This is a genomic window from Cupriavidus sp. 2KB_3 (assembly GCF_052115685.1).
GTDB lineage: Bacteria > Pseudomonadota > Gammaproteobacteria > Burkholderiales > Burkholderiaceae > Cupriavidus > Cupriavidus campinensis.
The window spans coordinates 47,547-67,006 of record NZ_JBFRHD010000012.1; the positions used below are offsets into that span (position 1 = coordinate 47,547).

17 protein-coding genes, 1 tRNA gene and 1 pseudogene are annotated in these 19,460 nt (G+C 69.3%); 11 read left to right on the forward strand and 8 right to left on the reverse strand.

Annotated features, from left to right (window positions below; translation table 11 throughout):
- Positions 1 to 35 precede the first annotated feature (35 nt).
- The 4 genes and pseudogenes from AB4120_RS14440 to gloB all read right to left on the reverse strand — a co-directional run bounded on the left by AB4120_RS14440 (position 36) and on the right by gloB (position 5,714).
- A complete protein-coding gene (locus AB4120_RS14440; RefSeq protein WP_441642537.1) occupies positions 36 to 1,949 on the reverse strand; it encodes a propionate--CoA ligase in 1,914 nt (637 codons plus the stop codon).
- A 92-nt stretch (positions 1,950 to 2,041) separates the two neighbouring features.
- Positions 2,042 to 2,949 (reverse strand): annotated as a pseudogene (locus AB4120_RS14445) (glycerophosphodiester phosphodiesterase family protein).
- A gap of 73 nt (positions 2,950 to 3,022) precedes the next feature.
- On the reverse strand, positions 3,023 to 4,726 hold the full coding sequence (locus AB4120_RS14450; RefSeq protein ID WP_149135645.1) for a transglycosylase SLT domain-containing protein: 1,704 nt from the start codon (positions 4,724 to 4,726) through the stop codon (positions 3,023 to 3,025).
- Positions 4,727 to 4,913: 187 nt separating this feature from the next.
- A complete protein-coding gene (gloB, locus tag AB4120_RS14455; protein ID WP_149135644.1) occupies positions 4,914 to 5,714 on the reverse strand; it encodes a hydroxyacylglutathione hydrolase in 801 nt (266 codons plus the stop codon).
- Positions 5,715 to 5,724: 10 nt separating this feature from the next.
- Between gloB and AB4120_RS14460 the strand changes: the two genes are divergently transcribed.
- The 5 genes from AB4120_RS14460 (at position 5,725) to AB4120_RS14480 (ending at position 8,364) form a co-directional block, all read left to right on the forward strand.
- Complete coding sequence (locus AB4120_RS14460; protein ID WP_144201792.1) at positions 5,725 to 6,519, forward strand: class I SAM-dependent methyltransferase; 795 nt, start codon at positions 5,725 to 5,727, stop codon at positions 6,517 to 6,519.
- Positions 6,520 to 6,535: 16 nt separating this feature from the next.
- Positions 6,536 to 6,973, forward strand: coding sequence for a ribonuclease HI (gene rnhA / locus AB4120_RS14465; protein WP_149135643.1), 438 nt, complete (start codon positions 6,536 to 6,538; stop codon positions 6,971 to 6,973).
- 28 nt (positions 6,974 to 7,001) lie between these two features.
- Positions 7,002 to 7,727: a DNA polymerase III subunit epsilon gene (dnaQ, locus tag AB4120_RS14470; RefSeq protein ID WP_149135642.1), complete on the forward strand. Its 726-nt coding sequence runs from the start codon at positions 7,002 to 7,004 to the stop codon at positions 7,725 to 7,727.
- A gap of 115 nt (positions 7,728 to 7,842) precedes the next feature.
- Positions 7,843 to 7,917, forward strand: a tRNA-Val gene (locus tag AB4120_RS14475).
- 123 nt (positions 7,918 to 8,040) lie between these two features.
- Positions 8,041 to 8,364, forward strand: coding sequence for a YnfA family protein (locus tag AB4120_RS14480; protein WP_149135632.1), 324 nt, complete (start codon positions 8,041 to 8,043; stop codon positions 8,362 to 8,364).
- A 7-nt stretch (positions 8,365 to 8,371) separates the two neighbouring features.
- Here the strand turns inward: AB4120_RS14480 and AB4120_RS14485 are convergent, their stop codons facing one another.
- The 3 genes from AB4120_RS14485 to AB4120_RS14495 form a co-directional block, all read right to left on the reverse strand.
- Positions 8,372 to 10,009: a rhodanese-related sulfurtransferase gene (locus AB4120_RS14485; protein WP_149135631.1), complete on the reverse strand. Its 1,638-nt coding sequence runs from the start codon at positions 10,007 to 10,009 to the stop codon at positions 8,372 to 8,374.
- Positions 10,006 to 10,638, reverse strand: coding sequence for a cysteine dioxygenase (locus AB4120_RS14490; RefSeq protein WP_149135630.1), 633 nt, complete (start codon positions 10,636 to 10,638; stop codon positions 10,006 to 10,008). The genes AB4120_RS14485 and AB4120_RS14490 overlap by 4 nt, the downstream gene beginning before the upstream one ends.
- Positions 10,639 to 10,780: 142 nt before the next feature.
- Positions 10,781 to 12,001, reverse strand: coding sequence for an acyl-CoA dehydrogenase family protein (locus tag AB4120_RS14495; protein ID WP_149135629.1), 1,221 nt, complete (start codon positions 11,999 to 12,001; stop codon positions 10,781 to 10,783).
- Positions 12,002 to 12,202: 201 nt separating this feature from the next.
- Between AB4120_RS14495 and AB4120_RS14500 the strand changes: the two genes are divergently transcribed.
- The 6 genes from AB4120_RS14500 (at position 12,203) to AB4120_RS14525 (ending at position 18,309) form a co-directional block, all read left to right on the forward strand.
- Positions 12,203 to 13,294 (forward strand): LLM class flavin-dependent oxidoreductase, encoded by a 1,092-nt coding sequence (locus tag AB4120_RS14500; RefSeq protein ID WP_149135628.1) that lies wholly within the window; start codon positions 12,203 to 12,205, stop codon positions 13,292 to 13,294.
- 74 nt (positions 13,295 to 13,368) lie between these two features.
- On the forward strand, positions 13,369 to 14,403 hold the full coding sequence (locus AB4120_RS14505) for an ABC transporter substrate-binding protein (protein ID WP_149135627.1): 1,035 nt from the start codon (positions 13,369 to 13,371) through the stop codon (positions 14,401 to 14,403).
- A gap of 4 nt (positions 14,404 to 14,407) precedes the next feature.
- The gene (locus AB4120_RS14510; RefSeq protein WP_149135626.1) at positions 14,408 to 15,460 is read left to right on the forward strand and encodes an ABC transporter permease; all 1,053 of its coding nucleotides are present in this window, start codon (positions 14,408 to 14,410) and stop codon (positions 15,458 to 15,460) included.
- The gene (locus AB4120_RS14515) at positions 15,454 to 16,308 is read left to right on the forward strand and encodes an ABC transporter ATP-binding protein (RefSeq protein WP_149135625.1); all 855 of its coding nucleotides are present in this window, start codon (positions 15,454 to 15,456) and stop codon (positions 16,306 to 16,308) included. Before AB4120_RS14510 ends, AB4120_RS14515 begins: the two co-directional genes overlap by 7 nt.
- Complete coding sequence (locus tag AB4120_RS14520; protein WP_441642460.1) at positions 16,308 to 17,543, forward strand: c-type cytochrome; 1,236 nt, start codon at positions 16,308 to 16,310, stop codon at positions 17,541 to 17,543. Before AB4120_RS14515 ends, AB4120_RS14520 begins: the two co-directional genes overlap by 1 nt.
- A gap of 94 nt (positions 17,544 to 17,637) precedes the next feature.
- Positions 17,638 to 18,309, forward strand: coding sequence for a hypothetical protein (locus tag AB4120_RS14525; protein ID WP_262389567.1), 672 nt, complete (start codon positions 17,638 to 17,640; stop codon positions 18,307 to 18,309).
- Here AB4120_RS14525 and waaC read toward each other — a convergent pair.
- Positions 18,282 to 19,325, reverse strand: a complete 1,044-nt coding sequence (gene waaC, locus AB4120_RS14530) for a lipopolysaccharide heptosyltransferase I (RefSeq protein ID WP_149135624.1) — start codon at positions 19,323 to 19,325, stop codon at positions 18,282 to 18,284. The two genes, AB4120_RS14525 and waaC, sit on opposite strands and share 28 nt — an antisense overlap.
- Positions 19,326 to 19,460: the final 135 nt, after the last annotated feature.

Here is a 19,460-nt window from a genome sequence, read left to right on the forward strand (position 1 = left end):
AGCCGCACCGACTTCGCCCCTATATATATAGGCAGTCAGCCCGCCATGGCGGTCTTGACCTGCTCAAGTGCTGTGGGGTCCTCAATCGTGGTCAGGTCGCCCGGGTCGCGGCCCTCCGCCACAGCCTGGATCGCCCGGCGCAGCAGCTTGCCGGAGCGCGTCTTGGGCAGCGCGTTGACGAAATAGACCCGCGCCGGCCGCGCCACGGCGCCCAGTTGCTGGTCCACCGTCTTCATCAGCTCGCCCTCCAGCGCCTGGCAGTCCGCCGGCGTGGCGGTGCGTGCCGCGTCGCGGGCGATGCAGAACGCCATCGCCACCTGCCCCTTGAGCGCGTCCTGCACGCCCACCACGGCCACCTCGGCCACGCCGGGATGCGAGGACAGGCTTTCTTCGATCTCGCGCGTGCCCAGCCGGTGCCCCGCCACGTTGATCACATCGTCGGTGCGGCCCAGGATGAAGACGTAGCCGTCCTCGTCGCGCACGCCCCAGTCGAAGGTCGAGTAGCACTGGCGGTTCGGCACGGCGGACCAGTAGGTCTTGACGAACCGTTCGTCATCGCCCCAGACCGTGCTCATGCAGCCCGGCGGCAGCGGATAGTCGATGGCCACCACGCCCTTCTGGTTCGGCGGGCATTCCTCGCCGGTCACCTCATCCACGATGCGCAGGTCGTAGCCATAGGCCGGCACGCCGGGGGAGCCGAGCTTGGGCGGCAGCGCCTCCACGCCGCGCTGGATGGCGATGATCGGCCAGCCGGATTCGGTCTGCCAGTAGTTGTCCACCACGGGCTTGCCAATGCCGTCCTGGATCCAGCGCGCGGTGGGTTCGTCCAGCGGCTCGCCGGCCAGGAACAGCAGGCGCAGGCTGGACAGGTCGTGGCGCCGCAGCAGCGCCGGGTCCTGCTTCTTGAGCACGCGGATCGCCGTAGGCGCGCTGAACATGATGTTCACGCCGTACTGCGCCACGATCTGCCAGAGGATGCCGCCATCGGGCCGGATCGGCGTGCCTTCGTACATGACCGTGGCCATGCCTGCCAGCAGCGGCGCGTAGACGATATAGCTGTGCCCCACCACCCAGCCGATGTCCGACGCCGTGAACATCGTGTCGCCGGGCTTGCCGCAGAAGATGTACTCCATCGACGTGGCCAAGGCCACCGCATAGCCGCCGGTATCGCGCTGCACGCCCTTGGGCTTGCCGGTAGTGCCGGAGGTGTAGAGCACGTACGAGGGCTCGCTCGATTCCAGCCACGCGCACGGCACGGCCTGCCCGGCCACGCGCTCGCGCCAGGCGGCATAGTCCTCGTCGCGGCCGGCGGTGAGCGGCATGTCCGCGAGGCCGCGGTTGACCAGCAGCACCTTGTCGGGATGATGGCCGGCAAGGCGGATCGCTTCGTCCAGCAGCGGCTTGTAAGGCACGACCTTGCCCGCGCGGGAGCCTGCGTCGGCGCTCACGATCACGCTCGGCTTGGCATCGTCGATGCGCGCGGCAAGGCTCACCGAGGCAAACCCGCCGAAGACCACCGAATGCACGGCGCCGATGCGGGCGCAGGCCAGCATGGCGAACATCGCCTCGGGAATCATCGGCATGTACACCAGCACGCGGTCGCCCTTGCGCACGCCAAGCCCCTGGAGGATGGCGGCCATGCGCTGCACTTCGTCATGGAGCTGGGCGTAGGTGTAGACGCGCTGCTGGTCGGTCTCGGTGGACACGTAGATCAGCGCGCGCTGGTCGGCGCGGTCCGCCAGATGGCGGTCGATGGCGTTGTGGCAGAGGTTGGTGCGTCCGCCGACGAACCAGCGCGCGAAGGGCGGCCGGCTGTCATCGAGCACGGTCTCGAAGGGTGTCTCCCAGTCGATCCGCTTTGCCTGTTCCGCCCAGAACCCCGCCGGGTCGGACAGCGATCGCGCATGCAGGGCACGGCTTGCCGTCATGGTGTGTCTCCTCCGCCTGATCCGGCGTGTCTTTGGTCGAGGCCAGTGTGCCAGCGCGTGGGGCGCCGGTCTATCGGGGGAAGTATCTGGGACGATCTGGAACTGGCGGGGAACTACCGGGACCCGCCGCGGGCGCGCAGCGGGGCCATCTGGCGCGGGGAATCGACCATCACGGCGTCCATGCCGAGGCGGGCGGCATCGTTGACGCCAAATGCCACCATCCGGGCACCTGCGCCCTGGCGGAAGCAGGCCACCGAGCGGGCCGTCCACAGTGCCGCGCGCGCCGGCGAGCCGGCCTTGCCCATCGTGAAGAACTCCACGACCTCCACATTGCGGCGCATCTCGAACCCGGCCCAGGTGCCGGGTGCCTGCGGCGGGTCGCACCGGTCCGCCAGCGCCACGTTCACCAGCCGGCCGCGCGTGGCATCGCGCGACTCGAACACGCGGGCTTCCGGCCACCCCGCGAACGCCTGCTGGTAGGCCGCATCGGTCGAATACAGGTCACGCGGCCCCACGCACCCTGCTCGGCCAGCACCGCCGCCACGGCGGCTGCCTGGGGCGCTGCCGGCACGGCCTTCATGTCGAGGATGACCGGCACGGCGGGTGGAATGGCCGCGAGCGCCTCCGCCAGCGTGGGCAGCGGCTCGGGATGGGTTCGATAGGGTTGGGCGCCGGAAGCCGGATCGGTGTACCGCCAGCCCGCATTGAGCCGCCGAAGCGCTTCGAGCGGCGTGTCGGCCACGGTGCCCTGCCCGTCTGTCAGCGCGGAAAGATCGGCCGGACGATAGAGCACCGGCACGCCGTCCCGGCTCAACTGGACCGACAGCCAGATCATGTCTACGCCGTGGGATAGCGCCGACCGGATTGCCGCGAGGGTGTTTTCCGGCGCATCGGCGGTGCCGCCACGGTGGGCGATGATCCAGGGCCGCTGCGGGCCGGCCACCGGCCCCGCCGATGGGCAGGCCGCCAGCAGGCTGGCGGCGGCGAGCACCGCCGCCGTCCGGCACGTTGAAACTTTCAGGAAATTGGGAGTAACGCTCACAAAATGCCTCCGCCGGAGAAGCGGGGGCGGCTGGTAGTCTCCCGGTCTGGTCTTAGTGGACCTTGCTCTTGCTGGCGCTCGCCTTGGGGGCCGGCGACGCCTTGGTCTCGCGCACGACCTTGGCCGGGGTGGCCTTGGACGCCGGCTTGGCCGCACCCTTGCGCGGGGTGGCTTCCACCACCACGCGCTTGCGCGGCTCGGCCTTCTCGGCTTTTTCCGCCTTGGCGGACTTGTTGACCGTGTGACCCTTGGGCTCCGGCTTGCCACGGGCCGTGGCACGCGCTGGCGTGTCGTCATCGTCGTCACGCGCCGCGCGGGCGGCAGCCGGCGAGTTCGCCCGGACCATCAGCACAAGGCTCTGACCCGCCACCAGCTTGCTGCCCGACAGCTTGTTCCACGACTGCACCTGACGCGGCGAGACGCCGTAGCGGCGCGCCACCGACACCACCGTGTCGCGCCGGCTGGCCCGCACGACGATGCGCTTGGCGTCCGGCACATCCGGCTCCACGGACAGCATCGCCGTGTCCACCAGCGAGGCGCTGATGTCCTGGTCATGCCGCTCGGAGCGCGGAATCATCACCGTCGAACCCGCCTTCAGGCGCATGCCCTTGGGAATGCGGTTGATCTCGCGCAGCGTGTCCGCATCGACATTGAGCCGCGCCGCCAGCGCTTCCACGCGCTCGCGGCTGTCCACGGTCACCGCCGTCCAGCTCGACAGCCCGCCCCGGTACGTATTGAGGTTGTACTGGAAGCGCTCGGCGTTATCGAACGGCAGCAGGATCTGCGGATTGGCCGCGCCCAGGATCACCGGGCGGTTGAACGAGGGGTTCAGCGCCTTGAACTCGTCCAGCGGCATATTGGCGAGCTTGGCGGCCAGCGCCACGTCGATGTCCCGCGAGGTGGTCACCGTGACGAAGTACGGGTGATCGGGAATCTCGGGCAGCTTCACGCCGTACGCGGCCGGGTTGGCAATGATGTTCTTCACCGCCTGGAGCTTGGGCACGTAGTAGCGCGTCTCGTTCGGCATGGTCAGGCTGGCGTAGTCCGTGGGCAGCCCGCGCGCCTGGTTGCGCGCGATGGCCCGCGAGACGGCGCCCTCGCCCCAGTTGTACGCGGCCAGGGCCAGGTGCCAGTCGCCGAACATGTCGTACAGGCGCGAGAGGTAGTCGAGCGCGGCATCCGTGGAGGCCAGCACGTCGCGCCGCTCGTCGCGGAACATGTTCTGCTTGAGGTTGTAGGACTTGCCCGTGCTCGGGATGAACTGCCACATGCCGGCCGCCTTGGCCGTGGATTCCGCCTGCGGATTGAACGCGCTCTCCACGAACGGCAGCAGGGCCAGCTCCGTGGGCATCTTGCGCCGCTCCAGCTCTTCCACGATGTGGTACAGGTAGCGGCTCGACCGCCCCACCATCCGCTCCATATAGTCAGGGCGTGCCGCGTACCACTGGGTGCGGTCATCGACCAGCGTGCCCTCGAGGTCCTGCATGGCAAAGCCACGGCGGATGCGGTCCCAGATATCGTTCGACGGGCCGCGCAGCCAGTCGAGGCTGACCTGGTCCACGTTGACCACGGTGGTGCTGCCGAGCGTGCCGGGGCGGCCGGTGCTGTTGAGCGTGTTGAGCGGGTCCTTGGGCGGACCGGATTCGAGGGCGGTCGTCGTGCCGGCCATCTCGCCGGCGGGCGGAGTGGGCGTGCTGGCGCAGGCTGCAACCAGCACCGCACACGCAACTACCGCCAGAAATCGACCAAATTGCATGAATTTCTCTGAAGTGACGCCAAAAAAGGTGGCCCGATCCTATGGAAAAGCCCCGTTGGCGTCAATGAGATTTTCCCGCGATCGGCCGATCGAGCGGCCTGTTTCGGACAAATTCGATGTCCTCTTCGATGTCCTCCCCGATGTCTTCCCAGCGCCGGCCCGGGGTCAGCGGAAGCCCTGCGCCCGCTCAGCGGAAGTTGTCCTTCCAGCCGCGCAGCGCGCCAAAAGCCGCCGCGTCGGTACTTGTATCGGCGCCCTGGGCGGCCACCGCCCGGCGCACCTGCGGCTCGCGCGAGCGCAGGAAGGGATTGACCGCGCGCTCGTGCGCCACGGTGGTTGGCACGGTGGGCGTGCCGGCCTCGCGCAGCGCGTCCACGCGGGCTGCCCAGGCGGCGAGGTCCGCATTGGCCGGCTCCACGGCCTGCGCAAAGCGCACATTGCTGCGCGTGTACTCGTGGGCGCAGTAGACGCGGGTGTCGCCCGGCAGCGCGGCCAGCTTGTCCAGCGAGGCCAGCATCTGCGCCGGCGTGCCCTCGAACAGCCGGCCGCAGCCGCTGGCGAACAGGGTGTCGCCGCAGAACACCACCGGGCCGGCGCCGGGCAGGTCGCCCGCATAGGCCACATGGCCGGCGGTATGCCCGGGCACGTCGATCACGCGGAAGGTGGCGGCCGGATGGCGCAGCGTCACCGTGTCGCCCTCGCGCACCGCCTGGGTGCGGTGGCCGATACGTTCGCCGGCCGGGCCAACCACTGGCACGGGGGCGCCATCGGGCCCCCTGGGATGGGCCGCCAGCAGCTCCGCCACCCCGCCCTGGTGATCGCCATGGTGATGGGTGATTACAATAGCGCCCAGTGCCAGCCCGCGCTCGGCCAGAAACCGTGCCACGGGCGCGGCTTCGCCGGGGTCGACGATGGCGGCGCTATGCCCGTCATGGATCGCCCAGATATAGTTGTCCTGGAATGCGGGGATTGACTCCACTTTCAACATGAGTGCTCCTATGTCCAACCGACCGATTATAGATTGGGAAGAATGGCTCGCCTCGCCGCCCGGCCAGTACGTGCTGGAATGGGAGTCGCGCCAGTACGACCAGGTCGTGGCGGACATCTTCGGCTATCACGCCGTGCAGATGGGCCTGCCCGCCATTGACACCCTGCGCGAGAACCGCATGCCGTTCTCGGCACTGGCGCTGGACGGCCGCGCCGGCCCCCATGGCCCGCGCGACGCCCATCCGGATGCCCGCCAACTGCTGTGCCGCTTCGACGAACTGCCGTTCGATACCCAGAGCATCGATCTCGTCACCCTGCCGCACATCCTGGAATTCTCCGAAGACCCGCACGAAGTGCTGCGCGAGGTCTCCCGCGTACTGATGCCCGAAGGCCGCATCGTGGTGACCTGCTTCAACCCGATGAGCCTGTGGGGCGCCCGCCAGGGCCTGAACCGGCTCGGCGCGCTGCCTTTCCTGCCCAGCGACGCCCAGACCATGGGTTTCGTCCGCATCAAGGACTGGCTCAAGCTGCTCGGGTTCGATATCATTCGCGGCCGCTTTGGCTGCTACTGCCCGCCCTACCGCACCGAGCGCTGGCTGCAACGCAGCGCGTTCATGGAGAAGGCCGGCGACCGCTGGTGGCCGATCTTCGGCGCCGTCTACATGATCTCGGCGGTCAAGCGGGTGAAGAACATCCGACTCGTCGGCCCGGCCTGGAAGAATCCGAAATCCGCGCTGACGCCAGTCTCCGCCCCGGTGGCCACGCCCACCGGCACGCACGGCAAGACGCCGCGCGACCCTCGCTGAACCCATCGACCACGCCATGCAAGAAGTTACGATTTACTCCGACGGCGCCTGCAAGGGCAACCCCGGCCCCGGCGGCTGGGGCGCCGTGCTCGTCGCGGGCAACCATGAGAAAGAACTGTTCGGCGGCGAGAACCCGACCACCAACAACCGCATGGAGCTGATGGCCGTGATCGAGGCGCTGCGCTCCCTGAAGCGCCCGTGCGTGGTGCAGGTCTATACGGACTCGCAATACGTCCAGAAAGGCATCAGCGAGTGGATCACCGGCTGGAAGGCGCGCGGCTGGAAGACGGCCGACAAGAAGCCGGTGAAGAACGCCGACCTGTGGCAGCAACTCGACGAAGCCCGCCAGCCGCACACCATCTCCTGGCACTGGGTGCGCGGCCACAACGGCCACCCGGGCAACGAGCGGGCCGACGCGCTGGCGAATCGCGGCGTGGCGTCCATCGCCGTGTAACCGTCTCGTCTCCGTTAAAATGCCCGCCATGCGACAGATCGTTCTCGACACCGAAACCACCGGCCTGAACCACGCCACCGGCGATCGCCTGATCGAAATTGGCTGCGTGGAACTGGTGAACCGGCGCCTGACCGGCCGCCACCTGCACTACTACATCAACCCCGAGCGCGATATCCACGAGGACGCCATCGCCGTCCACGGCATCACGCTCGATTTCCTGGCCGACAAGCCGAAATTCGCCGAAGTGGTCCACGACATCCGCGAATTCGTGCAGGACGCCGAGCTGATCATCCACAACGCGGCGTTCGACCTGGGCTTCCTGGACATGGAATTCCAGCGACTGGGCCACCAGCCCTTCCGTACGCACGCCGCCAACGTGATCGATACGCTGCGCGAGGCCCGCCAGATGTTCCCGGGCAAGCGGAATTCGCTCGACGCACTGTGCGACCGCCTCGGCATCAGCAACGCCCACCGCACCCTGCACGGCGCCTTGCTGGATGCGGAACTGCTCGCCGAGGTCTACCTGGCCATGACGCGCGGCCAGAACTCGCTGGTCATCGACATGCTGGAAGCCGGCCCCCACGGCGCCGGCGCCCAGGCCGCGGCAGACCTCTCCGCCCTGACCCTGCCCGTGCTGCTGGCCACTGACGACGAAGTCACCGCCCACATGGGCGTGCTGAAGGAACTCGACAAGGCCAGCGGCGGCAAGACCGTCTGGCAGGAGGCCGCGGAAGCGACGCCGACGTTGCAGTAACCGCGAACTTTTTCGCGGAAAGCCGAAAAAAGGGCTTTACAAGATACTGCGACATCTGCATAATCTCGTTTCTCCACTGCACGACGTTACGCAACAACGACGCCGACGCAGCAAGGGGTGGTTAGCTCAGCGGTAGAGCACTGCCTTCACACGGCAGGGGTCACAGGTTCAATCCCTGTACCACCCACCAGAATACGGTGACCAAAAAGGATCTGAGGCGAAAGCCCAGGTCCTTTTTGCTTTGGGGCGCCGCCGAAGTGGACGCGCCGTGCCCTCTGGCACAATCCCGCCATCCCATCCCCCTCCCCTCCCCATGCTCCGCCTCACCCTCCTCTTCGCCATCACCGCCGTCGCCGAAATCGTCGGCTGCTATCTGCCATGGCTGGTGCTCAAGCAGGGCAAGAGCATGCTGCTGCTGATTCCGGCTGCGATCTCGCTGGCGCTGTTCGCCTGGCTGCTGACCCTCCACCCCACCGCTGCCGGGCGGACGTATGCCGCCTATGGCGGCATGTATATCGTCGTGGCGCTGGTGTGGTTGCGGGTGGTGGATGGGGTACGGCTGACCAGTTGGGATCTGGCCGGCGCGGTGGTGTGCCTTGCCGGCATGGCGTTGATTGCGTTGCAGCCGCGGGCTTAGCCCGTCATCAAACCACCTCGAAGAAGTGGGTGCCGTCGCGGTCGAGTTGGGCGATGAGGCCGAATTCCCAGTCGAGATAGGCTTGCATGGCCGCCGCGGCGTTGTCGGTACCTTCGTACGGGCGGCGGTAGCGGTCGGTTCTGGGCACGGCCAGCCGGGTTTCGCCGGATTCCAGCGGCAGGCCGGCGTCGATCCATGCCGTGGTGCCGCCTTCCAGCACCAATACCTGTGCCGATGTCAGCCGCCTCAGGTCCGCCGCCGCAAAACGGGCGAGCTGGCTGGTGCCGCAGGTCAGCACATAGCGTTTTGCCGAAGGAATCGCCGCCAGCGCCTGCGCCAGTTGGGCGCGGATGACGAACCAGGCGCCCGGGATATGGCGCTTCACGTAGTTGGCGCTGGCCGTCACGTCGAGCACGGCGATGTCGCCCTCGCCTGCCTGATCTAGCCATTTCGCGAGTTCGGCCGGCGAGACGGATTCAACAGCCTCCGCCTCGGGCACCGGCGCCGCTGGGGTGCCACGTTCGCTGCGGGCCTGTTCGCCCGCCGGGTCCACCACGAACACTTCCCAGCCCATCTGCGCCAGCCACGAGGCGGTCATGTCGGCGCGCACGCCCTGGTCGTCATCAGCCAGCACGATCCGTGCGCCGCGCACCGGGGCGCTGTGGTCGGTTTCCTGCACCAGTTGGCCGCCCGGCGCGCTGGCGAAGCCCGGCAGGTGGCCATCGGCATATTCCTCGGGCGTACGGACGTCGAAGCGGTACAGCGTCCGCCCCGGCTGGGCCAGCGTCGCCACGGCGTCGTGCGCAATCCGTTGCACGCCGGCCTTGTCGGCAATCGCCCGGGCGCCGCTGCGGGCTTGCGCGCGGTTGGCGGCGTCCACCGCCACCGGCGCGCGCCGGCTGGCGCCATGGTCGAGCGTCTGCCCCGCCAGGGTCCAGCCGATGGTGCCGTTGCGCAGCGCGGCCACCGGGTTCGGGAGGCCGGCATTGATCAGCGATTGCGTGCCGATGATGCTGCGCGTACGGCCTGCGCAGTTCACGATGACCCGCGTCTGCGGGTCCGGCGCCAGCTCCCGCACGCGCAGCACCAGTTCCGCGCCCGGCAGGCTGGTGGCCGTGGGGATGCTCATGGTCTGGTATTCGTCGAAGCGGCGCGCATCCACGATAACCACGTCGGCCTGTTCGTCGATGAGCGCCTGCACTTCCCGCGCGGCCAGCGACGGCGTATGGCGCTTGGCCTCCACCAGCTCGCCGAACGACTTGCTCGGCACGTTCACGTCGCGGAATACCTCGCCGCCGGCGGCGATCCAGGCCGACAGCCCGCCGTCGAGCCGCGACACATCCGTATAGCCCAACCCGTGCAGCACCGCCGCCGCGCGCGGCGCCAGATCCTCGCCCGCGTGCTCCCCATAGACCACGATCCGCGTATCGCGGCGCGGAATCCGCCGCCATGCCTCCAGTTCGAGCTTCGAGAGCGGGAAGTTGGCCGCCCAGAGCGGATGCGCCTGGGCGTACGGGTCTTCCTCGCGCACGTCGATCAGCGCGATCTCGGTACGGTCGAGCAGCGCCTGCCGCACGGCCAGGCTGGAGACGGTGGGAAACACGGAGGCAATCACGGAAGGCAACACGGAAGGCAAAGCGGTCATGACGAAACGGGTTCCTTGGATCGATCCCAGGGATTGGGCAGGGTGGAGTTGGAATAGCCGGAGATGAACGGCTTGCGCCCGCCCGCCTCCGGGTAGACGTGCCGCCGCACCGCGCCGATATTGGCGCCATACACGTGGATGCTGATGGAGACGCGGTCCTCATAGGCGTTGTGCACGCGGTGGATGTCGCCCACCGTGGGCGACACGGCCTCCACATGGCCCGGCTCCAGCCGCGTGGCCGCGCCGTGCGGCTGCGGGCGCCCTTCGGCGTCGATCTGGTACGGCTGCGAATACTCGGCCCCGCGCAGCATGCCGATCAGCCCCCAGACCGTGTGGTCGTGGATGGGCGTGCGCTGCCCCGGCCCCCAGACAAAGCTGACGATCGAGAAACGCTCTGCGGAATCGCAATGCAGCAGCACCTGCTGGTAATACTCGGGGTGTGGCTGGGCGAAGGCGTCGGGCAGCCAGTCGTCGCGGGCCACCAGCGTGGCGAGCAGCGCGCCGCCTTCGGCCAGGATGCGGGGTTCGTCGGGCTTCTGGTCCAGCAGCGCCGAAAAACCGGTGATGAACTCGCGCAGCGGCGTGAGCGTACGCGCAGGGTGCGTGGGGGGTGTCTGGGTGTCGTGCATCCCGTGTCTCCTGGATGGTCCGCTTGGTGATCCGATTCGGCGGGCCGTCTGTGGATGGTGAGTCTGTGAACGGTGACGATCGCTGCGGCCCTGTCTCGAACAGCGGCCTTAAACATAGCACGAAGCCACCGTCCGAGCTGGGTCAGCCGGCCAGCGCCGTACGGCCGGCGGCGGTCAGGATGGCGTCGTTCTGCGGCGTGTGGATGCGGCTGCAAAGCACATCGCGATAGTGCCGTTCCAGCGCATTGTTGCGGCTCAGGCCGTGATTGCCCGACAGCTGCAACGCCAGTTCCACCGCCCGGATCGCGTTGCCGGTGACGGTGTACTTGAGCAGGCCGCTGTCCGTCGCCGAAGGCGGCGTGCCGGCATCGGCCTGTGCAGCGGCATCGTCAAGCAGCACCTGGTTGGTATGCAGCAGCGCGGCCATCTCGCCGATGGTCTCCTGCACGCGCGGCAGGGTGGCGAGCGGCGCACCCAGACTGCCCGGCGCGCGGTCCTGCACAAAGCTGCGAATCCAGTCGAAGCCGGCCCGCGCCACGGCGTCGTAGAGCGTGCCGAGCAGGCCCACCATCCACGCCTGCTGGTCGGCATTGGCGTCCACGTCGGCCTGGCTGGCCCCGGCTGGCGCCCAGGCCTCGGGCCGGCGGATGTCCACCGCATGGTCGAGCGGAATCCACACGTCCTCGAACACGGTTTCATGGCTGCCAGACGCGCGCAGGCCAAGGTGATTCCAGCTCTCCACCACGCGGATGCCCGGCGTGTCGGCCGACGGCTTCGGCACCAGGAAAATGCCCACGCGCGGCTCCGGCTCGTGCGTGCGGCCCCACACGGCCAGCCAGCGTAGTGCCGGGATGCCGGTGGTGTAGAGCTTGTGGCCGTGAATGCGCCAGCGGTCGCCGATGCGCGTGGCCTCGGTGCCGGGCAGGCCGCCGCGCGCCGGGGAGCCAAGTTCCGGCTCCACGCGCAACGAGTTGATCAGCGCGCCCTCCTCTACCGCGCTGGCGAAGACCTCCCGGCGCACCGCCTCGGGCCAGCGCGAGTCGGCCCGGCCGATGGCGCGATGCTGGAGGTAGGTCATGGTCAGGACCAGCGCCGTGGCCGGGTCGCCGGCCGCCACGGCCGCGATGATCCGGCGCGCTTCCGCCAGCCCCGCCCCGCCGCCGCCGTAGTCGCGCGGCACCACCTGGGCAATCAGGCCATGTTCGTGCAGCAGGTCGAAGTTCGCGTGCGGGAAGCTGCCGTCGGCGTCATGGCGCGCGGCGGTGGCGCCCAGCCGGGCGGTCAGCGTCGCCAGCAAATCGGCCAGCCGGGGCTCGCTCGCGGGCAGGCGGCGCAGGGTGGTACGCGGGGAAGTCGAAGCCATGATGGGGGGTCTCGGGAGAGCATCGTGCGATGAGTGCCGCATAGCGTACCGCGCGCCCGCCGCGCCGATAACGACGCATATCGCATATCGAGCGACGGTTTCTGCCGCATATCGAGCCGCGTTTTTATTCGTTGGGGGCCACGGCCCGCCGGGCGTACTTTGCTCGTCATTCCTGACACCACCCGCAAGGAGGCCCGTGCAATGAGCGTCGATTTCATCGGCATGATCCAGAGCCAGAAGCAGTCCGAGATCCATCCGCCCTCGGGCCCCGTGATCGACCGCGACTATGTGCGCGCGTTCGCCCAGGCCCATGAGCAGGCCGGCTTCGACCGTATCCTGGTGCCCCACCACTCCACCGGCCCTTCGGCCACGCTGACGATTGCCTACGCGGCGGCCGTGACCGAGCGCATCCACTTCATGCTGGCGCACCGCCCCGGCTTCACGGCGCCGACGCTGGCGGCGCGCCAGATCGCCACGCTCGACCAGTTCAGCGGTGGCCGGCTGGGGGTGCACTTCATCTCGGGCGGCTCCGATAGCGAGCAGGCGCGCGACGGCGACTTCCTCGACCACGACCAGCGCTACACGCGCACCGACGAGTACCTGGGCATCCTGCGGCGCATCTGGACCGAGGACAAGCCGTTCGACCATGACGGCGAGTTCTACCGCTTCGCGCAGGGCTTCTCCGAGGTCAAGCCGGCGCAGAAGCCGCATGTGCCGATCTACTTCGGCGGCGCGTCCGAGGCGGCGCTGGCCGTGGCCGGCAAGCATGCCGATGTCTACGCGCTGTGGGGCGAATCGCTCGACCAGGTGCGCGAGCTGACCACCCGCGTGCGGGCGGAAGCCGCCAGGCACCGGCGCGAGGTGCGCTTCTCGGTGTCGTTCCGCCCGGTGCTGGCCGAGACCGAGGAAAAAGCGTGGGCGCGTGCCGACAGCATCCTCGAACGGACCCGCGCGCTGCGCGTGCAGGCCGGCTACAGCCGGGGCGGCCCCCAACAGAGCGAAGGCGCGCGCCGCCTGCTGGCCGCCGCCGAACAGGGCGATCGCGTGGACCAGCGCCTGTGGACCGCCATCGCCCGCGAGACCGGCGGCCGCTCCAACTCCACCGGGCTGGTCGGCACGCCCGAACAGGTGGCCGAGGCGCTGCTCGCCTACTACGACATCGGCGTCACCACCTTCCTGATCCGCGGCTTCGACCCGCTGGAAGACGCCATCGACTATGGCCGCGAGCTGATTCCGCGCGTGCGGGAAGCGGTGGCGCGCCGCGAGGCGGAAGCCAGCCGCAAGGCCGCCTGAGGCCGCCTGAGGCCGCCTGAATCGACGCGCGCCAGCTTGCACCCACAACAACGAAAACGGGGAGTTTCCACACCATGAGCCAATCCAACGAGTCGAATCCGCCGAACCTGGCGCAACCCAACGCCCGAAGGCGCGGCGTGCTGCGGCTGGCCGGCAGCGCTGCCCTCGCCGCCCCGGCGCTGATCCTGGGCCGACAGGCATGGTCGGCGCCGCGCAAGCTCACCTTCGCGTGGAACCAGAACTCGTTCTGCCTGACGCCGATCGTGGTGGCGCAGGAGCGCGGCTTCTTCGAGAAGAACGGCCTGCAGGTAGACCTGATCAACTACAGCGGCTCCACGGACCAGCTGCTGGAATCGATTGCCACCGGCAAGGCCGATGCGGCGGTGGGCATGATCCACCGCTGGCTCAAGCCGCTGGAAGCCGGCTTCGACGTCAAGATCATCGGCAGTTCCCACGGCGGCTGCGTGCGGCTGGTGGGCGCCAAGGCGGCGGGCGTGACCAACCTCCAGGCGCTCAAGGGCAAGACCGTGGGCGTGAGCGACCTGGCCGCGCCGGGCAAGCACTTCTTCACGATCCTGCTGGCCAAGAACGGCATCGACCCCGACCGCGACATCACCTGGCGCCAGTACCCCGCCGACCTGCTCGGCGTGGCGGTGGACAAGGGCGAGATCCAGGCGATTGCCGATGGCGACCCCAACCTCTACCTGCTGGAGAAACGCACCAACGGCGCCTACGTGGAGCTGGCCACCAACCTGACCGGCGAGTACGCGCGCAAGGTCTGCTGCGTGGTGGGCGCCCGGGGCGATCTGGTCCGCAACGACAAGCCGGCCGCCGCCGCACTGGCGCGGTCCATCGTGCAGGCCACGGATTTCGTCAACGAGAACCCAAACGAGGCCGCGAAAATCTTCGCCAAGTACTCGCCCAAGATCAGCCTGGATGACCTGCGCAAGCTCTACGCCACGCTGACCTACACCCACCACCCCACCGGCGTGGACCTGCAGGAGGAAATCGCCTTCTATGCCGACGATTTCCGCAAGATCGGCGTGCTGAAGAAGTCCACCGACGCGAAGCGGCTGGCGCAGCACGTCTACGCCAACGTACTGGGATGATGCGATGACCACCACGAGTCCCTCCACCCTCGACACCCGGCATGCCCGGCCCACCGCCAACGCGCCGCGCCAGGCTGCCGTGGCGCGGCCGGGCCGCCTCTGGCCCACCGGCCTGCTCGCCGCGCTGGCCTGGGCCGCGTTCGGCGCCATCACCTGGCGCTGGCCGAACAAGGTGGCCGGCTTCTCCGACTGGGCCTATACGGAAGAACTCGGCATCGCCGCGCTGGTGGCCGCCGCCGCGCTGGCTGGATTGGCGCTGGCGGGAGCGAGCCTCCCGCCGCTGCACCGCGCGCTGGCCGCGCTGCGTCCCACCGGCCCGTGGCTGGTGGCGCTGCCGCTCGGCTTCCTCGGCTGGGAAATCCTCACCGCCAAGACCGCGCTGCTGCCCACGCCGTTCTTCGCGCCGCCGCAGGCGCTGATCGAGGTCTATGTGGACGACTGGCGCCGCCTGGGCGACAGCGTCCTCAACACCATCCGCCTGCTGGGGCTGGGCGTGGCCTATGGCGGCGTGGCGGGCTTTCTGATCGGCGTGTCGATTGGCTGGTCGCGGCGCATCGGCTACTGGGTGCACCCGGTGCTGCGCGTGCTGGGGCCGCTGCCCTCCACCGCCCTGCTGCCGCTGACCTTCTACTTCTTCCCGTCGAGCTACTCGGCCGCCGTGTTCCTGATTGCGCTGGCCACCGCGTTCCCCGTGGCCGTGCTCACGTGGTCCGGCGTGGCGAGCGTCAACAAGAGCTATTACGACGTGGCGCGCACGCTGGGCGCCTCCGGCTGGTTCCTGGTGCTACGCGTGGCGATTCCGGCCGCGCTGCCGCAGGTGTTCGTCGGCCTGTTCATGGGGCTGGGCGCGTCGTTCTCGGTGCTGGTGACGGCCGAGATGATGGGCGTGAAGTCCGGCCTGGGCTGGTACCTGACCTGGGCCCAGGGCTGGGCCTCGTACGTGAACATGTACGCCGCGCTGATCGTGATGGCGCTGCTGTTCTCGGGCGTCATCACGCTGTTGTTCGCCGTGCGCGACCGCGCACTGTCTTGGCAGAAAGGAACCGTCAAATGGTAGCCGTGCTGGAACGTGAACCCCTGCCGGCGTCGGCAACAACGTCGGCAACAACGTCGGCAGAAGCGTCGGTAACAGCGACGACAGTAGCCAGCGCCGGGGCGCGCATCGACATTCGCAACGTCAGCCATGACTTTGGCGATGCCGGCCAGCGCCTGCCCGTGCTCGATGGCGTGAACCTGAGCGTGGCGCCCGGCGAGTTCGTGGCGCTGCTGGGACCGAGCGGCTGCGGCAAGTCCACGCTGCTGCGGCTGGTGGCTGGGCTGGACGCGCCCACGTCCGGCCAGATCCTGCAGGACGGCACGCCGATCACCGAGCCCGATCCGTCGCGCATCGTGGTCTTCCAGGACCCCACGCTCTTCCCGTGGCGCCGCGTGCGCGACAACGTGGCGCTCGGCCTCCAGGCGCGCGGTATCGCCCGGCAGGAGGCCCATCGCGTGGACGAGGCGCTGCGCCGCGTGGGGCTGGAAGCCTTCGACCGCGCCTTTCCGCACCAGCTCTCCGGCGGCATGGCGCAGCGCGTGGCGCTGGCCCGGGCCCTGGTCAACGACCCGCGCCTGCTCGTGCTCGATGAACCGCTCGGCAAGCTGGACTCCCTCACGCGCCTGACCATGCAGAGCGATCTTGTCGAACTGTGGCAGCGCGCGCGGTTCTCGGCCCTGCTGGTCACGCACGATGTGGAGGAGGCGCTGTTCCTGGCCCAGCGCGTGATCGTCTTCAGCCAGCGGCCGGCGCGCATCACGGCGGAGATCGTGGTGGACCTGCCCTATCCGCGCCATCGCGGCGATCCGCGCCTGACCGCGCTGCGCCATGAGGCGCTGCGTCATCTGGGGCTCGATGCCAGCTGGTGATGGGTGCTTCGGTCTGGCCAGACGCGGTCTGGCTCAACAACCTGCTGGCGGTGCTGCAGGCCGCGCAGCTTGCGCTGCTGCGGCTCTGCCACGCACTGGGCCTGACGGGCGATAGCCACGGCCAGCCGGCGTGGCCGTGGGCACAGCGCATTGCCGGGGAGACGCTGCTGATCGACCCCGGCCTGGCCCGGCAACTGGCGTGGAGCCTGGCGGCGATGGCGTTCGCGCTGCTCGCGCTGGGGCTGGCGCTGGCCTGGCGGCGGGGGCGGCGGGGGCGGCTGGTCTGGCTCGGCGCCGCCGCGCTCGCCCTGGTTCTCGCCCCATGGCCGGTGCCCGGTATCGTCCTCGGCCCTGCCGCGCCCACCAGCTTCCATGTCAGCCCTACCCGCTTCGCCGTGGCGTCCATCGCACGGGGCGAGCGGGTCTACACCCAGCACTGCGCGGCCTGCCATGGCGACGATGGCCGGGGCGAGGGGCCGCTCGCGGCCTCGCTGTCACGCTGGCCGCCCACGCTGGCCGGCCCGCTGCTGGGCCGCCGCGCCGATGGCGAGCTGTTCTGGCACATCGTGGCCGGCATGCGGGGCCGCGACGGCCAGCCGACCATGCCCGCGTTCGGCACAACACTGGGCGACGCGGACGTCTGGGCCGTGATCGACTATATGAAAGCGCTGTCCGCCGGCACCGGCGCGCGCCTGCAGGGCGCATGGCCCACGCCGCTGGCCCTGCCGGACCTGCCCGTGCAGTGCGCCGGCATGCCGCCGCGCCCGCTGGCCGACTGGCGCGGCACGCAGCGGGTGCGGCTGGTGGCTGTCGATGGTCATGCGCCGCTGCCGATGGAGGACCCGCGCTTCCTGACCCTGCTGGTGACGCCGGACGGCCACGCGCCCGCCGAGGTGCCGCAGTTCCGGGCCGGCTGCGTGGCGGCTGCGCCCGAGGCATGGGCGGTGATGGCGCGCATCGCCGGCGTGCCGGCGGCGGCGCTGCCGGGCACGGCGCTGCTGAGCGACCGTCAGGGCTGGCTGCGGGCCCGGGGGGCGCCGGGACAGGCGGCGTGGCGCGAATCGGACCTGCTGTGCACCGCCGGGCAGGCCGGGGGGCAGCCTCAGTCCGCGGATGCCCGGATTGATACCCCCGTCGATGCCCCCGTCGATACCCCCGTCGATGGCCTGACCGCCCTGCTGCTGCGCATGGACGCCGAGCCGGTCCGCTTCGTCAAGGGCGGCTTCGTGCATTAGCGGGGAGTTTTCGCACTTTCAGAATCGTCTCAAAGACAGCGGCGGGCGCCGTGCTTACCGTGGGGGTTTCCGTCCCACCACGAAGCAGCCGCGCATGTCCCTTGATGTCCTTCCCGATGAAATCACCCTGCAGGCCGTGTCCGGCCGGACGCTGACGTGGACCGGCCACTACGCCGTGTCCGCCGGCCTGTTCGAGATCCGGCCGCCCCGTATTCCGCGCGACGCGCGCCCCGTGTTCGACGAGGATCTCGACTGCATCATCGGCTACCAGCGCAGCTTTGGCGGCTGCTATCACCTGTACGACCTGAACGGCGACATGACGGCGATCTGGGAGGGGTTGCGGGACACGGTGCCGGTGGAGAAGCGCGACCCCATGCTGGTGGTGGGCGGCCTGTGGGCGGCCAATGTACGTGGCCTGACGGCGCTGGCCCTGCCCGGCATCGGCTCAGCCATGGCGCCGACCACGCTGGCCCTGCTGCGCAAGCGCTTTTCCGGGCTGGCGGCCACGCCGCTGCTGTTCACAGGCGCCGCGCACGCCACGATGAACGATGCGCACCGCTTCGTGCCGGTGCATATCCTGCGGCTGGCAATGCGCCATGGCGACCGCATCCAGCCGCCGCCCGATGTGCCCGGCGCGGTGCGTTACCTGGCCCGGATGGCGATCCGGCGGCGGCCCTGCATACTGGATGTGGTGACGACCCATGGCAACGCCACGATCGTCCAGTTCGAGTACTGGTCCTACGCGGACACGTTGCCGGCGGCCTGATGCAACGGACCCGACGGACCCGACTGACCTGCCTGACCAGCCTGACCCGGCAGTTGGGGCGCCACCGAGTCGATGGCAGCCAGCACGGCCTCCACCGAGGGCGGCTTGCCCTGATCGCCGATCGACACCGACTGGCCCGGCTTCTGCACGCCGAAGTGCCCGCACGAGGTAGCCGTGAAGATCATCACCGTGGGCTTGCCGAGCGCGTCGGCCAGATGGACGAAGCCGGTGTCCATGCCGACGACCAGCGCGGCGGCGTCCAGGCGCTGCGCCACCTCGGTGATGGACATGCGTGGCAGCACCTCGGCATCCGGAATCGCGGCGGCCAGCGCGCGGGACTCCTCGTGCTCCTTCTCCGAGCCCCACGGCAGCTGCACGCGGAATCCGCGCGCCGCCAGCGACTGACCCACCGCAATCCAGTGGGCCTGCGGCCATTTCTTGATCTCGGCAGAGGTGGCATGGAACAGCATCGCGCGCGGCACGCCGTCCGTGTTCAGCGGCGTCGCCGGCGGCGGTATGCGCAGCGCGTTGGTCTCGGCTGCCGGGTAGGTGTAGCCCAGCGCGTTGGCCGTCACCAGCCGCATCTTTTCCCGGCAGGTGGCGTCGCCATGCGGGCCGAAGATGTCGGTGTAGGCGAATTCGGCCTTGGCCTCGCCCAGGAATTCGGCGGCGTAGCCAAACCGGCGCGGCGAGCGTGCCAGCCGGGCCACGATGGCGCTCTTGTAGACGCCATGAACGTCCACCACAACGTCGTACTTCTCGCGGCGCAGCTCCCGCACGGCGCGCAGGATGCCGCGCAGGTCCTTCCACTTCTTGCCGTTCTTCTTGAACTGCCGCAACGGCGGCGCAATCACCCGGTCCACGCCGATGGCCCAGCGCGGGATGTCCGCGCACGAGGCGTCGGCCACCCAGTCGATGGCGGCGTCGGGGTAGGCGCGGCGCAGGTCGGACACCAGCGGCAGCGTGTGGACCATGTCACCGAGCGAGGTGATCTTGATCAGCAGGATTCGCTTCATGAAATCAGGGGCAGCGGATGGGCGCGCGGGCGATGGGGCCCGTGGCGCGAAGGCGCTAGTATGCCTGAGCCGCCCGGGCGGGCGGCGGTCAAACATGTAATCAAAGCCCCCTACGCGCCCGGGGCGTCACTGGGC

Bases quoted from the DNA above. Each gene is read 5' to 3' on its own strand.
- AB4120_RS14450 (WP_149135645.1), bottom strand. From the start codon at position 4,726: ATGCAATTTGGTCGATTTCTGGCGGTAGTTGCGTGTGCGGTGCTGGTT.
- gloB (WP_149135644.1), bottom strand. From the start codon at position 5,714: ATGTTGAAAGTGGAGTCAATCCCCGCATTCCAGGACAACTATATCTGG.
- AB4120_RS14460 (WP_144201792.1), top strand. From the start codon at position 5,725: ATGTCCAACCGACCGATTATAGATTGGGAAGAATGGCTCGCCTCGCCG.
- rnhA (WP_149135643.1), top strand. From the start codon at position 6,536: ATGCAAGAAGTTACGATTTACTCCGACGGCGCCTGCAAGGGCAACCCC.
- dnaQ (WP_149135642.1), top strand. From the start codon at position 7,002: ATGCGACAGATCGTTCTCGACACCGAAACCACCGGCCTGAACCACGCC.
- AB4120_RS14480 (WP_149135632.1), top strand. From the start codon at position 8,041: ATGCTCCGCCTCACCCTCCTCTTCGCCATCACCGCCGTCGCCGAAATC.
- AB4120_RS14485 (WP_149135631.1), bottom strand. From the start codon at position 10,009: ATGACCGCTTTGCCTTCCGTGTTGCCTTCCGTGATTGCCTCCGTGTTT.
- AB4120_RS14490 (WP_149135630.1), bottom strand. From the start codon at position 10,638: ATGCACGACACCCAGACACCCCCCACGCACCCTGCGCGTACGCTCACG.
- AB4120_RS14495 (WP_149135629.1), bottom strand. From the start codon at position 12,001: ATGGCTTCGACTTCCCCGCGTACCACCCTGCGCCGCCTGCCCGCGAGC.
- AB4120_RS14500 (WP_149135628.1), top strand. From the start codon at position 12,203: ATGAGCGTCGATTTCATCGGCATGATCCAGAGCCAGAAGCAGTCCGAG.
- AB4120_RS14505 (WP_149135627.1), top strand. From the start codon at position 13,369: ATGAGCCAATCCAACGAGTCGAATCCGCCGAACCTGGCGCAACCCAAC.
- AB4120_RS14510 (WP_149135626.1), top strand. From the start codon at position 14,408: ATGACCACCACGAGTCCCTCCACCCTCGACACCCGGCATGCCCGGCCC.
- AB4120_RS14515 (WP_149135625.1), top strand. From the start codon at position 15,454: ATGGTAGCCGTGCTGGAACGTGAACCCCTGCCGGCGTCGGCAACAACG.
- AB4120_RS14520 (WP_441642460.1), top strand. From the start codon at position 16,308: ATGGGTGCTTCGGTCTGGCCAGACGCGGTCTGGCTCAACAACCTGCTG.
- AB4120_RS14525 (WP_262389567.1), top strand. From the start codon at position 17,638: ATGTCCCTTGATGTCCTTCCCGATGAAATCACCCTGCAGGCCGTGTCC.
- waaC (WP_149135624.1), bottom strand. From the start codon at position 19,325: ATGAAGCGAATCCTGCTGATCAAGATCACCTCGCTCGGTGACATGGTC.